Below are 13,860 nucleotides of genomic sequence, written 5' to 3' on the forward strand. Positions count from 1 at the left end.
ACAAACAATCGTCACTCTGCCGCCTGTTGCATTGGTGCGGCACGCAGTACCGCCAGCAACTCTTCGCGCCGTTTGGCCGCTTTGCGCGCGTTTGCCTCTTTCACAGGACCAAAACCGCGTATTTCAAGGGGCAGAGACGCTAATGCAACCGCAGCGTCCCGCGTGTCCGGGCGCACGATGCGCAGCACTTCGGCCATATCCGCCTCATATTCCTTGATCAGCGCCCGCTCCATGCGGCGTTCTACCGTGCGCCCAAACGGATCAAACGGGGTACCACGCAGCCATTTCAGCCTGGCAAGCTTTGGGAATGCCCAAGCCATGCGTGCGCCATACTCTTTCTTTTCTGGTCGCCCGTCCGGTCCAGTCTTGGTCAACATAGGCGGGGCCAGATGATAGGTCAGTTTCAGATCGCCATCGAACGCGGCCGCCGCCTTCTCATGCGTTTGGGTCAAAAGTCGCGCAACTTCATATTCGTCCTTATACGCCAAGAGCTTGTGATAGCCCAACGCCACGGCTTCGCGCAGCGGTTCATCCTGAATACTGTCAACCAGCTTGCGATAGCGCGCAGCCAAACGTTTGCCCTGATATGCCGTCAGATGCTCTGCACGAAATGCAACTTTATCTTCGACTGACTTTGGCAGTGCGACGACATTCGGTTGCAACAGTGCAGCGGCGTCCTTTGGATGCAAATAGGCCCAACGCCCCAGCTCGAATGCGCGGATGTTGCGGTTGATGGAGGCACCATTCAGCTCAATCGCACCCAAGATCGCCTCATAACTTACTGGAATTGCGCCCATTTGCCAAACAGCACCGAAAATCATCATATTCGAATAGATGCTGTCGCCCAACAGCGCTTTGGCCAGCTCAGACGCATCAAACAACGCCAAACCGTCCGATAACCGCGCCTCAAGAGACACTTTCAACGCATCGGTTGGCAGCCGAAATTCTGTATCGCGGGTAAAGTCGCCAGTAATAATCTCGTGGCTATTGACGACGCCGCGGGTACGCCCCGTTTTCATCAGGCCCAGCGTCTTGGCCCCGGCAGAAACGACCAGATCGCCGCCGATCAGCGCATCACATTCCCCCGTTGCCACGCGGATCGCGCTGATATCGCTGGGCTTTTCCCCAATCCGGCAATGGATATGCACCGCGCCGCCCTTTTGTGCCAGCCCTGCCATTTCCATCATGCCGGCACCCTTGCCGTCGATATGTGCAGCCATCGCCAGAACCGCACCTATGGTCACAACGCCTGTGCCCCCGACGCCGGTAATCACCACGTTGTGCGTCCCGTTAATCGCGGGCAGTTCGGGATCAGGCAGATCGGGCATATCCACTTCTGCCGTGGCCTCTTTGCGGATTTGCGCACCCTCAACGGTCACAAACGACGGGCAGAACCCTTTGACACAAGAAAAATCCTTGTTGCAGGACGATTGATCAATCGCCCGCTTGCGGCCCAATTCAGTCTCAACCGGTACGATGGACACGCAGTTCGATTGCACCCCGCAATCACCGCAGCCTTCGCAGATGTCTGTATTGACAAAGACCCGCTTGTCGGGGTCCGGGAATTGCCCGCGCTTACGGCGACGGCGCTTTTCGGCAGCACAGGTCTGCACATACACAATGACAGACACGCCTTTGTATTTGCTGAACTTCTCTTGGACCACAGGCATGTCCGCCCGCTCATGCACATCAAGACCCTTGGGAAACAGCCCGAGGTCGATATCTTCTTTGTCGTCATAAACCAGTGCGATATTGCGCACGCCCATCGCCTGCACTTCACGGCAAATCTGATCGGCTGTTAGACCGCCGTCATTACCCTGCCCGCCGGTCATGGCGACCGCATCGTTGTAGAGGATCTTGTAGGTGATATTGGTCCCCGCCATCAGCGCAAAGCGAATGGCCTGCACGCCCGAATGGTTATAGGTCCCATCGCCAAGGTTCTGGAACACATGATCGCGGGTCGAGAACGGCGCTTCACCAACCCAATTGGCCCCTTCGCCACCCATCTGGGTAAAGCCAACCGTGTCGCGGTCCATCCACTGCACCATATAGTGACAGCCAATGCCGGCATAAGCCCGCGATCCTTCAGGCACTTTGGTCGAGGAGTTATGCGGACAGCCCGAACAGAAATACGGCAAACGCTGCGCCAATTCGGGTGCGTTGTCAGCGCGGCGCGCCTCGACCAATGCGGCCAACCCGGCCTCAACCCCGGCAGAGCCACAGCCCTCTTCCACCAGAATACCGCCCAGCTTTTCGGCAACGACAATCGGATTGATGTCTGCCTTGGTCTGAAACACCTCTTCACGACGCCCTTCGGAATGCTCATCACCCTTGTGCCAGCCGTAGACGCGACGGCCTTGGCGATCATCAAAGATCGCCTCTTTGACCTGCACCTCGATCAGCTTGCGCTTTTCCTCGACCACAACAATCAGGTCCAGCCCTTCGGCCCAGTCATGGAACGACGCCATGTCCAGCGGCCAGACCTGTCCCACCTTATAGGTCGTGATCCCTAAACGCTCTGCCTCGGCCTCATCAATGTTCAGCAACGAAAGAGCGTGCTGTAGATCGAGCCAGTTCTTGCCTGCCGCGACAAAGCCAATCTTGGCCCCCGGTTTACCCCACTTGCGCTGATCCATCTTATTGGCACGGCTGAACGCCTCGGCGGCAAAGCGTTTATAGTCGATCATCCGCGCTTCTTGCAGCTGCGGGGTGTCAACCAGGCGGATGTTCAAGCCACCCTCCGGCATCTCGAAATCGGGGCGCACAAACGACACTCGGTCAGGATTGCCATCAACGACGGATGTCACCTCAATCGTGTCTTTCATGGTCTTCAGGCCGACCCAAACACCGGCAAAGCGTGACAATTCCCAAGCATAAAGCCCGTAATCCAGTATTTCCTGCACACCGGCGGGGGACACAATCGGCATATAGGCATCAATCATCGCCCAATCAGACTGGTGCAAAGTGGTCGAGCTTTCGCCGGTATGATCATCGCCCATCGCCATGATCACACCGCCATTGGGGGACGTGCCCGCCATATTGGCGTGGCGCATCACATCGCCGGAACGGTCCACACCGGGGCCTTTGCCGTACCACAGACCAAAAACGCCATCATGCTTGCCTTCGCCACGCAATTCGGCCTGTTGACTGCCCCAAAGCGCGGTCGCAGCAAGGTCTTCGTTCAATCCCGGCTGAAAGGTGATCTGCGCAGGTTCTAACACGTCGTTTGCGCGGGTCATCTGCATATCAACAGCGCCAAGGGGCGAGCCGCGATAACCGGTAACATAACCCGCGGTGTTCAAACCCGCCTTCTCATCGCGTGCGCGCTGCATCAGCATCAAACGCACCAGCGCCTGCGTGCCATTGAGCAAAATCTGATGTTTCGTCAGGTCGTACCGGTCGTTAAGGGACACATCCTGATGGCTCATCTCGCACCTCCCTGCGCGTCAAATCACTTGACTAAAGTATAGGTCAAAAATACTGACCTACAAAGCGGAAAATAAATGCTATCGGTGTTTGCATCAAAACGGCATCTCTGCGTAATGTTTGGCCAAAGATAGCGGTAACAGAAGTGGCGACAGGACGAAATGGACTGGGACAAGCTAAGAATATTTCACGCCGTCGCTGATGCGGGATCGCTCACCCATGCGGGCGACACACTGCATCTGTCGCAATCCGCGGTCAGCAGGCAAATTCGGGCTTTGGAAGAATCACTCAACACCACGCTGTTTCACCGGCATGCGCGGGGCCTGATCCTGACCGAACAGGGCGAATTACTATTCGACGCGACCAAATCGATGAACAAGCGGCTCGAAGCGGCCTCGGCGCGTATCCGCGACAGCGAAGAAGAAGTGTTCGGCGAGTTGCGTGTCACCACGACCACGGGTTTCGGCACGCTCTGGCTGGCCCCGCGCTTGCCCAAGCTTTATGAACTCTATCCTGACCTCAAAATCGACTTGATGCTCGAAGAGCGCGTGCTCGACCTGCCGATGCGCGAAGCCGACGTGGCGATCCGCATGAAAGAGCCGTCCCAAGCGGACCTGATCCGTAAACGGCTGATGTCTGTGCGCATGCGGCTTTACGCGACACAGTCCTATCTTGAACGAAACGGCACACCGACCGAGTTGTCGGATATGTCGGACCACCGCCTTATCTGCCAAAGCCTGAATTCCATTCAGGTCGCTGCCGGTGCAACATTGCTTCAACACCTGATGACCGCCGACATTCCCAACACATTCACGGTGAACAACTACTTTGGCGTGCTGCAGGGGGTTCTCAACAACATCGGCATCGGGGTGCTGCCCGACTATGTGACCGAAGACTTCCCCGATCTGGTGCGGGTCCTGCCCGATCTGGAAAGCGGCGAAGTTCCTGTCTTCCTCGCCTACCCCGAAGAGTTGCGGCAATCCAAACGGATCAGCGCATTCCGCGATTTTGTACAGGACGAAATCTTTGCACACCGCAAAAAAATGCGTGAATCCGCGGCTAACTAATACGGTTGTTCTCGAACACTGACGTCACCCAAAACCGCCATATTTCTGCCAACAAATGATAGCAGTTGGTAAACCTTAAATTGCAAGTGCGTTTACAAGGCGGAGCGTCAATCAATATGGAACAAGACGATTTTTCAGACAGGCTACGCCGGATTGAAGCCCGCAAAGGACCATCTGACCTCCAAAACCCTGAACCCGCGATCAGGTCCGCACGGAAAAGAAAATCATCCGGCAATTTACGCCCGACACTCATCATCGCGACGATGCTTTTTGGGGCCATCGGGGCGATGTGGGGCATTCTTTACATGGAACGCGGCGGCTCATTTTCCGACATTCGCGACAAGGTTGCCGCGCGTGCCGGGGGACTTGATTTAGGGTTTATGGAACTGCCAAGTTTTCAGGAAGTCGTTTTTGAGTCCGCGATGGACAATCAGCAAGAGAAACTTGCCGAACGACGCGCCGCAGAGGCTGAGGCACGCGCCCGCACCCTGATTGCCCCCCCACGCGCGCCGCGCGAAGTCCCAACAGAGCCTGTCGCAACAGCGCGTTTGGGCACTGTCTTTGGCGCGGGCTACGCCGCCAGCCAATCAGGCACGCCGATTGCGCTGGACAGCATCATGGTCGGGTTCCAACCCACCGGCCCTGACACCCCCATTGGGGCCCCTGAATTCTTTGAATACAACAGTGAATGTACCCTGCGCCCTGTTGGTACTGCGGAAAAATTCATCAACGTGAATGTGGGGTATGCCCAAAACGAAGCGCCGGTGCAGACGCTGGACGATGCGGTCATCCATGCGTCGCTTGAGGATGCGATCAAAGAGGCAATCGGTGACGGCCATTCGCCGGGCATGTTGTCGGTTGCACGCGGCGGCAGATCGGCCATTGATGTCATCGTGACCGATACCAGCGCGCCACTTTACATGATGCTGCAAACGCTTGGCGGTAACATCATCTGGAACATTCATGCCGCACCCGGCGTCGAGATTGCGCATATTGCCCTTGTGGCGAATGCATCATCGGGCCTGACCGGAAACATCGGCGACGCCTCATTCGAGGCCATCCGCGCCGCGGACTTCGGCAATCAGATGGATTTTTACAGCTACCGCGGAGAGCCTGAAGATCTTGAATGCATGGCGCGACCGTTTCGCAAACCCGATGAAAGCTGGGGGGCCTGGGCCGGTGCAAAACGCGGCAACACACTGGACGGCAATCTGTTGTTCATGCGTGACAATGGGCATGATGCCTATGATCACTGGTTCACCCAGACCATGGGCTTTGACAGCGCCGAAAACTTGCTTTCGGCCAATGAAGCGGGTGCCGTGCTCGTGGGTAATTTGTCATCCGAACTGTTTTCCGCCCCCGATGCGCCCGGCACGTTCTATGTCGAACGCCATGATCACATCCTGACCGGCCCGGCCGCCGCACGCGAAGCGGAAACAATCCGCCTTTACAGTGAATTGGTCGCACAAGCTGCCGGTGGCGATCATCGCGGCACGATCCCAGAGCCCCAAGACCTCGGCGGCGCTTTGGCCGAAGCAGCCGTGGTTGGCGGCCAACGCCGCAACTTTGGCGAAATGGTGATGAACAACAATTTGGTCGAAGAAGTCGTCAGCCTGACCGAACTGAACGGACATCGCACCGCGAGCCTATCTCAATGGTTCACGATGGACGATATGTTGGCCGATGACGAAGCCATGCCCCCCGAAGAGTTGCGCGACATCTATGCGATGCTACGGGGGCCCAAACTATTGCAGGCTTTCTGTAAGGATACCCTTGTTGAAATCGCAAGCAAATGCAGCATGTACCGCGCGTCGGTCCGCAGCTTTAACCGCAATGACATGGATGCGTTCGAAGTCCGCGCGGATTTTGCCTATATCCCCAATTACGCCATCGGGGACGTCACACGTATATCGAACGGGGAATTCATCTCTGCTGGATTGCGCGATCAACTCACAGGGCGGGGCATGACGTCGCCCGAAGACCGGCGCTCCTTTCTGGCTGATATCGAAAAGGTTTGCGATGAACTGCGCAAAGAATACGGCAACTGCCTGATCGACACGGCGAAGTTTTTTCTTGATCGGCCTTCGCCGCGTGATGACAGCGCAGAGGTTGCGCAAGGTTTTGGGTCGGTTTCGGTCTATACGGTGGAAACCCGCTTTGAAGAAGGCAACCTTCTTGAGAAAGCCGAAGAAATTCTCGCGCAGATACAGACCCCGTGACCCTGTGATATCAGCTGGTATGCACAAGGCGCATGGCGGGTCTGCGTTATTGTTTATGATTTTTTCTTGAATGGTCAAATAACACACCCTATTTCAATAACCGAAGATGATGGTGCTTAATTGCTCATCATGTTCACCTCCCTGTTGGACTACGCCGGGCTTCGCGCCCGGCATTTTTTTTGCCCAAGCTCATCTTCTTTCTTCGTCCCATCAAACGGACCAAGAGAGATACCTGAGGACGGCAAGAAACACCTCCCTTCCCCTCATGCACGCAACCCCGTAAAACACCCGCGACTCAAGCCCCGGGGGACAAGATGCAAGAGCCAGCCATCACCGACGACCTGATCGCAGCGCATGGGCTTTCGCCTGACGAATACCAACGGATACTTGAGATCATTGGACGCACCCCCAGCTTTACCGAATTGGGCATCTTTTCGGCCATGTGGAACGAACACTGTTCCTACAAATCCTCCAAGAAATGGCTGCGCACCCTGCCCACGGAAGGCCCGCAAGTCATCTGCGGTCCCGGCGAAAACGCGGGCGTTGTCGATATTGGGGACGGCCAAGCTGTCGTTTTCAAAATGGAAAGCCATAACCACCCCAGCTACATCGAACCCTATCAAGGTGCGGCGACCGGCGTCGGTGGCATTTTGCGCGACGTCTTCACAATGGGCGCCCGCCCTATCGCTGCAATGAATTCACTTTCCTTCGGCGAACCCAGTCACCCCAAAACCAAGCAACTCGTCAACGGCGTCGTCGCTGGCGTTGGCGGGTACGGCAACTGTTTCGGCGTGCCAACTGTGGGTGGCGAAGTCCGCTTCGACCCTGCTTACAACGGTAACTGCCTCGTCAACGCCTTCGCAGCTGGCCTCGCCGACGCTGACAAAATCTTCTACTCCGCCGCCTCTGGAATTGGCATGCCCGTTGTCTACCTTGGCGCAAAGACGGGTCGTGACGGCGTCGGCGGTGCCACGATGGCCTCTGCTGAATTCGACGATACGATTGAGGAAAAACGCCCCACCGTCCAAGTCGGTGATCCATTCACGGAAAAACGTCTGATGGAAGCGACACTGGAACTCATGGCCACCGGCGCTGTCATCTCCATCCAAGACATGGGCGCTGCTGGCCTGACCTGCTCTGCCGTTGAAATGGGCGACAAAGGCGGCCTTGGCGTCAAACTCAACCTCAACGCCGTTCCGCAGCGTGAAGACAACATGACCGCCTATGAGATGATGCTGTCAGAATCTCAAGAACGCATGCTTATGGTTCTCAAACCTGAACTTGAGGCCGAAGCCCGCGCCGTCTTCGAAAAATGGGATCTCGACTTTGCTATCGTAGGCGAAACGATTGCCGAGGACCGCTTCCTTGTTGAACACAACGGACAAGTCATGGCCGATCTGCCCCTTGCCACCCTCTCCGGCTCTGCTCCCGAATATGATCGGCCGTGGGAGCCAACGCCGACACCCGAACCATTGGGCGAAATCGCGGGCGTCCACCCGATCGACGGCCTCAAGGCGCTGATCAACAGCCCCAACTATGCTGGCAAACAATGGGTCTACGAACAATATGACCAACAGGTCATGGGCGACACGGCCCGCACGCCCGGCGCAGGCTCCGGTATCGTGCGCGTGCACGGCACCGACAAATCACTTGCTTTCACCAGCGACGTGACCCCGCGCTATGTCAAAGCCAACCCCATCGAAGGCGGCAAGCAAGCCGTGGCCGAGGCCTATCGCAACCTCACAGCCGTTGGTGCCACCCCGCTGGCCACAACCGACAACATGAACTTCGGCAACCCCGAAAAGCCTCGCATCATGGGGCAATTCGTGGGCGCCATCCAAGGGATCGGCGAAGCCGTCGCAGCGCTCAACATGCCCATCGTTTCAGGCAACGTGTCACTCTATAATGAAACCGACGGCAAAGGGATCCTGCCCACCCCTACCATCGGGGCGGTCGGCATCATAAATCACGCTGATCACATGATCACAGGTGATATCCGCGAAGGTCACCTCCTACTGCTGTTGGGCGAAACAATCGGCCACCTGGGCCAATCTGCTCTGCTGGCAGAAGTCTACGGACGGGCCGAAGGCGATGCGCCACCGGTTGATCTGACAATTGAGAAAGCCAATGGCGACTTCATTCGCGCCAATCATGCCTATATCAAAGCCTGCACCGACCTCAGCGATGGTGGCCTCGCTCTTGCTGCCTTTGAGATGGCCGAGGCTGCAGGCGTCGGCATCACACTCAACGTCGAAGATACACCAACGCTCTTCGGTGAAGACCAGGCACGCTACCTGATCGCCTGCAACTTCGACCAAGCCGAAGCCTTGATGATCGCCGCCAACCGATCCGGCGTCACACTCACAACAATCGGCAAAGCCGGTGGTGACCAAATCACCTTCGGCAGCCAAAGTGCACCGCTCTCAGAGCTCAGCCAAACGTTCCGCACCGCGTTTGAAACCGCTGTCGCGTAATTATCATCTTGCCCAAAAAACGACCGTCGGAGGTATCCCCACTTGTCCATCGGCGCATGCGCCCCTAATTTAAGCGCAACAGATCAAAAGGACCCGCAATGCCCATCAGCGCCCATGAAATCGAAACGCTCCTGCGCGAAAGCTTCCCCCAAGCGCAAATCAATGTGCAGGGCGACGACGGCGCGCATTTCGCAGCCGAGGTCGTGGATGAAAGCTTTCGCGGCAAAAACCGGGTCCAACAACAACGCGCGGTCTACGCAGCACTCAAAGGCAAGATGGATGGCAGCAATGGCGAATTGCATGCGCTTGCCTTGACAACCAAAGCGCCCGAGTAAACGCGGTGTCCTACAACCTGATCATAGGTCTGATGTTTGCCTTCATCGCTGCCGTCTTTGTCTGGCGCGCCTTCAACATGGTCTGGAAAGAAGCCGCCGAAGATAGACGCGGGTCCGACCGTAAGGAAGGCTTTCACATCATCCATTCAGAGTATTCCTCGGGGATGTCTGGTCATCACACAACTTACAAAATCCCGTGCGATCCTGACGAATATGCACGGTTCTTTATTCCTCAGAAAACGGAAAACAACAAATGACAGTTCAAGATAAAATCAAAGAAACCGTCACATCCAACGACGTGGTCCTCTTCATGAAAGGCACCAAGAGCATGCCGCAATGTGGCTTCTCATCGCGTGTTGCGGGTGTGCTGAACTTCATGGGCGTCGATTTTAGTGACGTGAACGTTTTGGCAGACGAAGACATGCGCCAGGGAATCAAAGACTTTTCAGATTGGCCGACCGTTCCGCAACTTTATGTCAAAGGCGAATTTGTTGGTGGGTGCGACATCATCACCGAGATGACGCTCTCGGGCGAGCTTGACACATTGTTCAGCGAAAATGGTGTAACCTTCGACAAAGACGCCGCAGAAAAAATCCGCGAAGCCAACGCATAAGCCACATGGGCGGGCACCCTGCCCGCCTCCTACTCACTTACCGGGCGTCGACCTGATCAGCCAAAGCTTCGGCGCGTGCCGCAATTTCGGCCAGCGTATCTGTGACCTCTGCGGGCACCACCGGTACTTCCACGCGCACAGGATCGGGCGCAGGTTGCATTTGCAGTGTCTCAACCTGCGCACGTACCTTCGCGGCCTCGGCCTCTAGTTCGCGCACTTTGTCTTCCAGACCCGCAGTGCGGTCCGCCAGCATCAAACCCGCCATCAAAAGCATACGCGCCTCGGGCATGCGCCCGATTTGATCGGCCAAATGCGCGGCTTCCGTATCCAGCATGGCCGCCGCGGAATGCAGAAAATGCTCTTCGCCATCCTGACAGGCCACTTCAAACGTGCGGCCACCAATGGCAATTTCAACCTGCGGCATGGGTCGCCTCCTCGATCAGGGGTTTGAGTTCGGCCAGGATCGCATCAACCTCTGCCGCATCGGCCGAGCGTTGGGCGCTCAGTGCCTCTATCTCGGCGGCAACGGCGGCATCATGCAACTCGGGCGCAAGACCTGTTGTCACAGCCTCACGCAGCTTGGCGTTCATTTCGCGCAGCTGCACATTCGACGCGCGTAATTGCTGCAACTCTTCGTCGAGCTTCATCAGATGCTTACTCTGGGTATCAGCGCGCGTCGCCAGCTGGGCCACTTGGGTATCCTGCCGTTCTTTCAGAACACGCACCCGTTCAATCAACTCGGCATTCTGCGCACGCTCTTCTTCAAGCGCAGCTTGCAGCCCCGGATCGGCGGGGGTTTGCGCATTTTTTGCCTCTAACCCTTTTCTGATCCGATCAAGCGCCGCTGTGATGCGACTTTCCAATGCACTGATATCACTCATCCACCCGTCCTTTCGTGGCATGGGGTTGCCCCACTTGTGCCATAACCTGCGGCGCAGACCGTCTTTTTTTGCCCCACCTCGGGGTGATGCTGCGCCGAATCGTGCCTCTTGTACTCCAGCGTAAGACATCACCCCCCGGCCCGCAAACGGACGGCACCCAAGAATATGAGTAACTTAGCCGTCGCGCTTGATCTCAGGGGCCCGCCTGATATGACGCGAGCAACGCCTGATGTTCACCTTTCGTAAATAGGACCAGACCCCCTTGGATATTTCAGCCCTGCGCACCGCCAACCCTGACCACTGGATGAAAGCAACAGCCATCCGCACTTTGACATTGGATGCGGTCGCCGCTGCCAACTCTGGCCACTCTGGCATGCCGATGGGCATGGCCGATGTGGCAACGGTTCTGTTTGAAAAACACCTCAAGTTTGACCCCAAGGCCCCGCATTGGCCTGACCGCGACCGGTTTATCCTGTCTGCGGGTCACGGCTCTATGTTGCTTTACGCGCTGATGTACCTCACCGGCTACGAAGACATGCCACTGGAACAGATCAAGGACTTCCGTCAATGGGGTGCACGCACCGCTGGCCACCCCGAATTCGGCCATGCCCGCGGGATCGAGACGACAACGGGCCCCTTGGGCCAAGGCATCGCAAATTCGGTCGGTTTCGCCATCGCCGAAGAAATCCAGCGCGCGACATGGGGCAAAAAGATCATCAACCATCACACCTATGTGATGGCTGGTGACGGCTGCCTGATGGAAGGCGTCAGCCAGGAAGCGATTGCCCTTGCGGGTATGCAAAAACTGTCGAACCTCATCGTGTTCTGGGACCATAACAACATCACCATCGACGGCACTGTTGATATCGCAGATATCACCGACCAGCCGATGCGCTTCAAGGCGTCGGGCTGGCACGTGCAGGAAATCGACGGCCACGATCCTGAGGCGATTGATGCGGCCATCACGGGCGCCAAGAAGGCGGGCAAGCCGTCCATGATCGCTTGCAAGACCCATATCGCCTTGGGTCACGCCGCACAGGACACCTCCAAAGGCCACGGCGCGTTGACAGACGCCGACCAGCTCAAGGCTGCAAAAGAAGCTTACGGCGCACCCATGGGCGACTTCGAAGTCACGGCAGAGGCGCTCAAAGCATGGTCCGCCATCGGCGCGCGTGGGGCAGAAGCACACAAGGAATGGCACGACCGCTTCAACACGCTTTCTGCCAGCAAACAGGCCGAGTTCAAGCGCACCTATGCAGGCGAAGCGCCCAAGCGCCTGTCTGCTACGATCCGCGCGCTGAAAAAGCAGATCACCGAAGGCAAGCCCAAAGTTGCGACGCGTAAGTCGTCTGAGATGACCCTCGAAGTCATCAACCCGATCATGCAGGAAACCATTGGTGGGTCAGCTGACCTGACGGGTTCCAACAACACGCTCACATCTGATATGGGTGTCTTCCACCCCGATACGCGCAAGGGCCGCTACATCTACTACGGCGTGCGCGAACACGGCATGGCCGCCGCCATGAACGGCATGGCGCTGCACGGCGGCGCACGGCCTTACGGTGGTACATTCATGTGTTTCACCGACTACGCGCGCGGCGCCATGCGCCTTTCGGCGCTGATGGGCATTCCCACGACCTATGTGATGACCCACGACAGCATCGGACTTGGCGAAGACGGACCTACACACCAGCCTATCGAACACCTTGCCATGCTGCGGGCGACACCCAACATGAACGTCTTCCGCCCCGCAGACACGGTTGAGACCGCAGAAGCCTGGGAACTGGCACTGACCTCGCAAAAGACACCCAGTGTTCTGGCACTGACACGTCAGGGCCTACCAACAGTGCGGACCGAGCATAAAAACAAGAACATGGTTGCTCAAGGCGGCTATGTTCTGGCCGACGCGGAAGGTAAGCGTCAGGCGATCTTGCTGGCGACCGGATCAGAGGTGAGCATTGCAATGGAAGCGCGTGAGTTACTGCAAGCCGAAGGCATCGGCACGCGCGTTGTCTCGATGCCATGCTGGGAAATCTTCGAAGAACAAGATGAGGCATACCGCAAGCGCGTCCTGCCCGGCGGCCCGGTCCGCGTCGCGATTGAGGCGGGCATCCGCTTCGGCTGGGACCGTTGGTTGTTCGGCGAGCGCGGCAAGCGCGAAAAATCCGGCTTTGTCGGCATGCACGGCTTTGGGGCCTCTGCACCGGCCGAGCGACTTTATGAAGAGTTCGGGATCACCGCAAAAGATACGGCCGAGAAAGTCAAATCCCTGATCAAGTAACGAATGAGCGCCACGACGATGACATACCTGAAAGTCGGCACTGTCGTGGCCGCCATCGGCCTTCTGGCACTCGTCAGCTGTACCGAAGAGCCGCCGATTGTGGCGCAAACAGATGACGTTGATGCTTTTGCAAGAAGCGTTCTTAATGAGTTGCAGCCTGCGTCCATAGCGCAGAGCAGAGAATACTGCGGCTATATCTACGAGATGGAAGACGGCGGCCTCGCCGCCACGGCACCACGGCCCGGCGCTGAAGACTTCTGTGACCTGCCGGAACCAGATGACAGTGTTCTGGCATCCTACCACACGCACGGCGGTTTTTCGGATCAATATGATAACGAAGTGCCCTCGGTTGACGACGTCAGCGGCGACTTCGACGCCGGGATCAACGGCTACATCGGCACCCCCGGCGGGCGTGTTTGGCTGGTAGACCATGAGGCACAAATCGCACGACAGCTTTGCGATGTGATGTGTATCACCTCGGACCCGAACAATAATCCAGAAGATGCAGGGTTTGTGCCTCAGACATTTACGCTGGAAGAATTAGAAGCGCGGTTTGAGTAGCGC

At 57.2% G+C, this 13,860-nt stretch carries 11 protein-coding genes; 8 read left to right on the top strand and 3 right to left on the bottom strand.

Annotated features, from left to right (window positions below):
• Nucleotides 1–11 precede the first annotated feature (11 nt).
• Nucleotides 12–3,428: an indolepyruvate ferredoxin oxidoreductase family protein gene (locus MWU60_RS04090; RefSeq protein WP_247225803.1), complete on the bottom strand. Its 3,417-nt coding sequence runs from the start codon at nt 3,426–3,428 to the stop codon at nt 12–14.
• A gap of 159 nt (nt 3,429–3,587) precedes the next feature.
• Here MWU60_RS04090 and MWU60_RS04095 point away from each other — a divergent pair, with 159 nt between their 5' ends.
• The 6 genes from MWU60_RS04095 (at nt 3,588) to grxD (ending at nt 10,134) form a co-directional block, all read left to right on the top strand.
• Nucleotides 3,588–4,493, top strand: coding sequence for a LysR family transcriptional regulator (locus tag MWU60_RS04095; protein ID WP_247225805.1), 906 nt, complete (start codon nt 3,588–3,590; stop codon nt 4,491–4,493).
• Between the two features lie 116 nt (nt 4,494–4,609).
• A complete protein-coding gene (locus MWU60_RS04100; protein WP_247225806.1) occupies nt 4,610–6,712 on the top strand; it encodes a hypothetical protein in 2,103 nt (700 codons plus the stop codon).
• A 314-nt stretch (nt 6,713–7,026) separates the two neighbouring features.
• Nucleotides 7,027–9,186 carry a phosphoribosylformylglycinamidine synthase subunit PurL gene (gene purL, locus MWU60_RS04105; RefSeq protein ID WP_247225807.1) on the top strand — a complete coding sequence of 720 codons (2,160 nt, stop codon included), beginning with the start codon at nt 7,027–7,029 and terminating at the stop codon, nt 9,184–9,186.
• Between the two features lie 98 nt (nt 9,187–9,284).
• A complete protein-coding gene (locus MWU60_RS04110) occupies nt 9,285–9,521 on the top strand; it encodes a BolA/IbaG family iron-sulfur metabolism protein (protein ID WP_247225808.1) in 237 nt (78 codons plus the stop codon).
• 5 nt (nt 9,522–9,526) lie between these two features.
• A complete protein-coding gene (locus MWU60_RS04115; RefSeq protein ID WP_247225810.1) occupies nt 9,527–9,778 on the top strand; it encodes a hypothetical protein in 252 nt (83 codons plus the stop codon).
• Nucleotides 9,775–10,134 (top strand): Grx4 family monothiol glutaredoxin, encoded by a 360-nt coding sequence (gene grxD, locus MWU60_RS04120; RefSeq protein WP_247225811.1) that lies wholly within the window; start codon nt 9,775–9,777, stop codon nt 10,132–10,134. The genes MWU60_RS04115 and grxD overlap by 4 nt, the downstream gene beginning before the upstream one ends.
• Nucleotides 10,135–10,171: 37 nt before the next feature.
• On the opposite strand, the gene MWU60_RS04125 is transcribed toward grxD, so the two are convergent.
• Nucleotides 10,172–10,558, bottom strand: coding sequence for a cell division protein ZapA (locus MWU60_RS04125; protein WP_247225813.1), 387 nt, complete (start codon nt 10,556–10,558; stop codon nt 10,172–10,174).
• Nucleotides 10,545–11,015, bottom strand: a complete 471-nt coding sequence (locus MWU60_RS04130; protein ID WP_247225814.1) for a hypothetical protein — start codon at nt 11,013–11,015, stop codon at nt 10,545–10,547. The genes MWU60_RS04125 and MWU60_RS04130 overlap by 14 nt, the downstream gene beginning before the upstream one ends.
• A 262-nt stretch (nt 11,016–11,277) precedes the next feature.
• Between MWU60_RS04130 and tkt the strand changes: the two genes are divergently transcribed.
• Nucleotides 11,278–13,296, top strand: coding sequence for a transketolase (gene tkt / locus MWU60_RS04135; protein ID WP_247225816.1), 2,019 nt, complete (start codon nt 11,278–11,280; stop codon nt 13,294–13,296).
• 3 nt (nt 13,297–13,299) lie between these two features.
• The gene (locus MWU60_RS04140) at nt 13,300–13,857 is read left to right on the top strand and encodes a DUF4329 domain-containing protein (RefSeq protein ID WP_247225817.1); all 558 of its coding nucleotides are present in this window, start codon (nt 13,300–13,302) and stop codon (nt 13,855–13,857) included.
• The last annotated feature ends 3 nt before the right edge of the window (nt 13,858–13,860 follow it).

This window comes from Yoonia sp. F2084L, assembly GCF_023015625.1.
GTDB lineage: Bacteria > Pseudomonadota > Alphaproteobacteria > Rhodobacterales > Rhodobacteraceae > Yoonia.

What these genes read in the sequence shown, in the direction of transcription:
- MWU60_RS04090 (WP_247225803.1), bottom strand. Translation starts at nt 3,428, where the DNA reads ATGAGCCATCAGGATGTGTCCCTTAACGACCGGTACGACCTGACGAAA.
- MWU60_RS04125 (WP_247225813.1), bottom strand. Translation starts at nt 10,558, where the DNA reads ATGCCGCAGGTTGAAATTGCCATTGGTGGCCGCACGTTTGAAGTGGCC.
- grxD (WP_247225811.1), top strand. Translation starts at nt 9,775, where the DNA reads ATGACAGTTCAAGATAAAATCAAAGAAACCGTCACATCCAACGACGTG.
- purL (WP_247225807.1), top strand. Translation starts at nt 7,027, where the DNA reads ATGCAAGAGCCAGCCATCACCGACGACCTGATCGCAGCGCATGGGCTT.
- MWU60_RS04095 (WP_247225805.1), top strand. Translation starts at nt 3,588, where the DNA reads ATGGACTGGGACAAGCTAAGAATATTTCACGCCGTCGCTGATGCGGGA.
- MWU60_RS04110 (WP_247225808.1), top strand. Translation starts at nt 9,285, where the DNA reads ATGCCCATCAGCGCCCATGAAATCGAAACGCTCCTGCGCGAAAGCTTC.
- MWU60_RS04100 (WP_247225806.1), top strand. Translation starts at nt 4,610, where the DNA reads ATGGAACAAGACGATTTTTCAGACAGGCTACGCCGGATTGAAGCCCGC.
- MWU60_RS04130 (WP_247225814.1), bottom strand. Translation starts at nt 11,015, where the DNA reads ATGAGTGATATCAGTGCATTGGAAAGTCGCATCACAGCGGCGCTTGAT.
- MWU60_RS04140 (WP_247225817.1), top strand. Translation starts at nt 13,300, where the DNA reads ATGAGCGCCACGACGATGACATACCTGAAAGTCGGCACTGTCGTGGCC.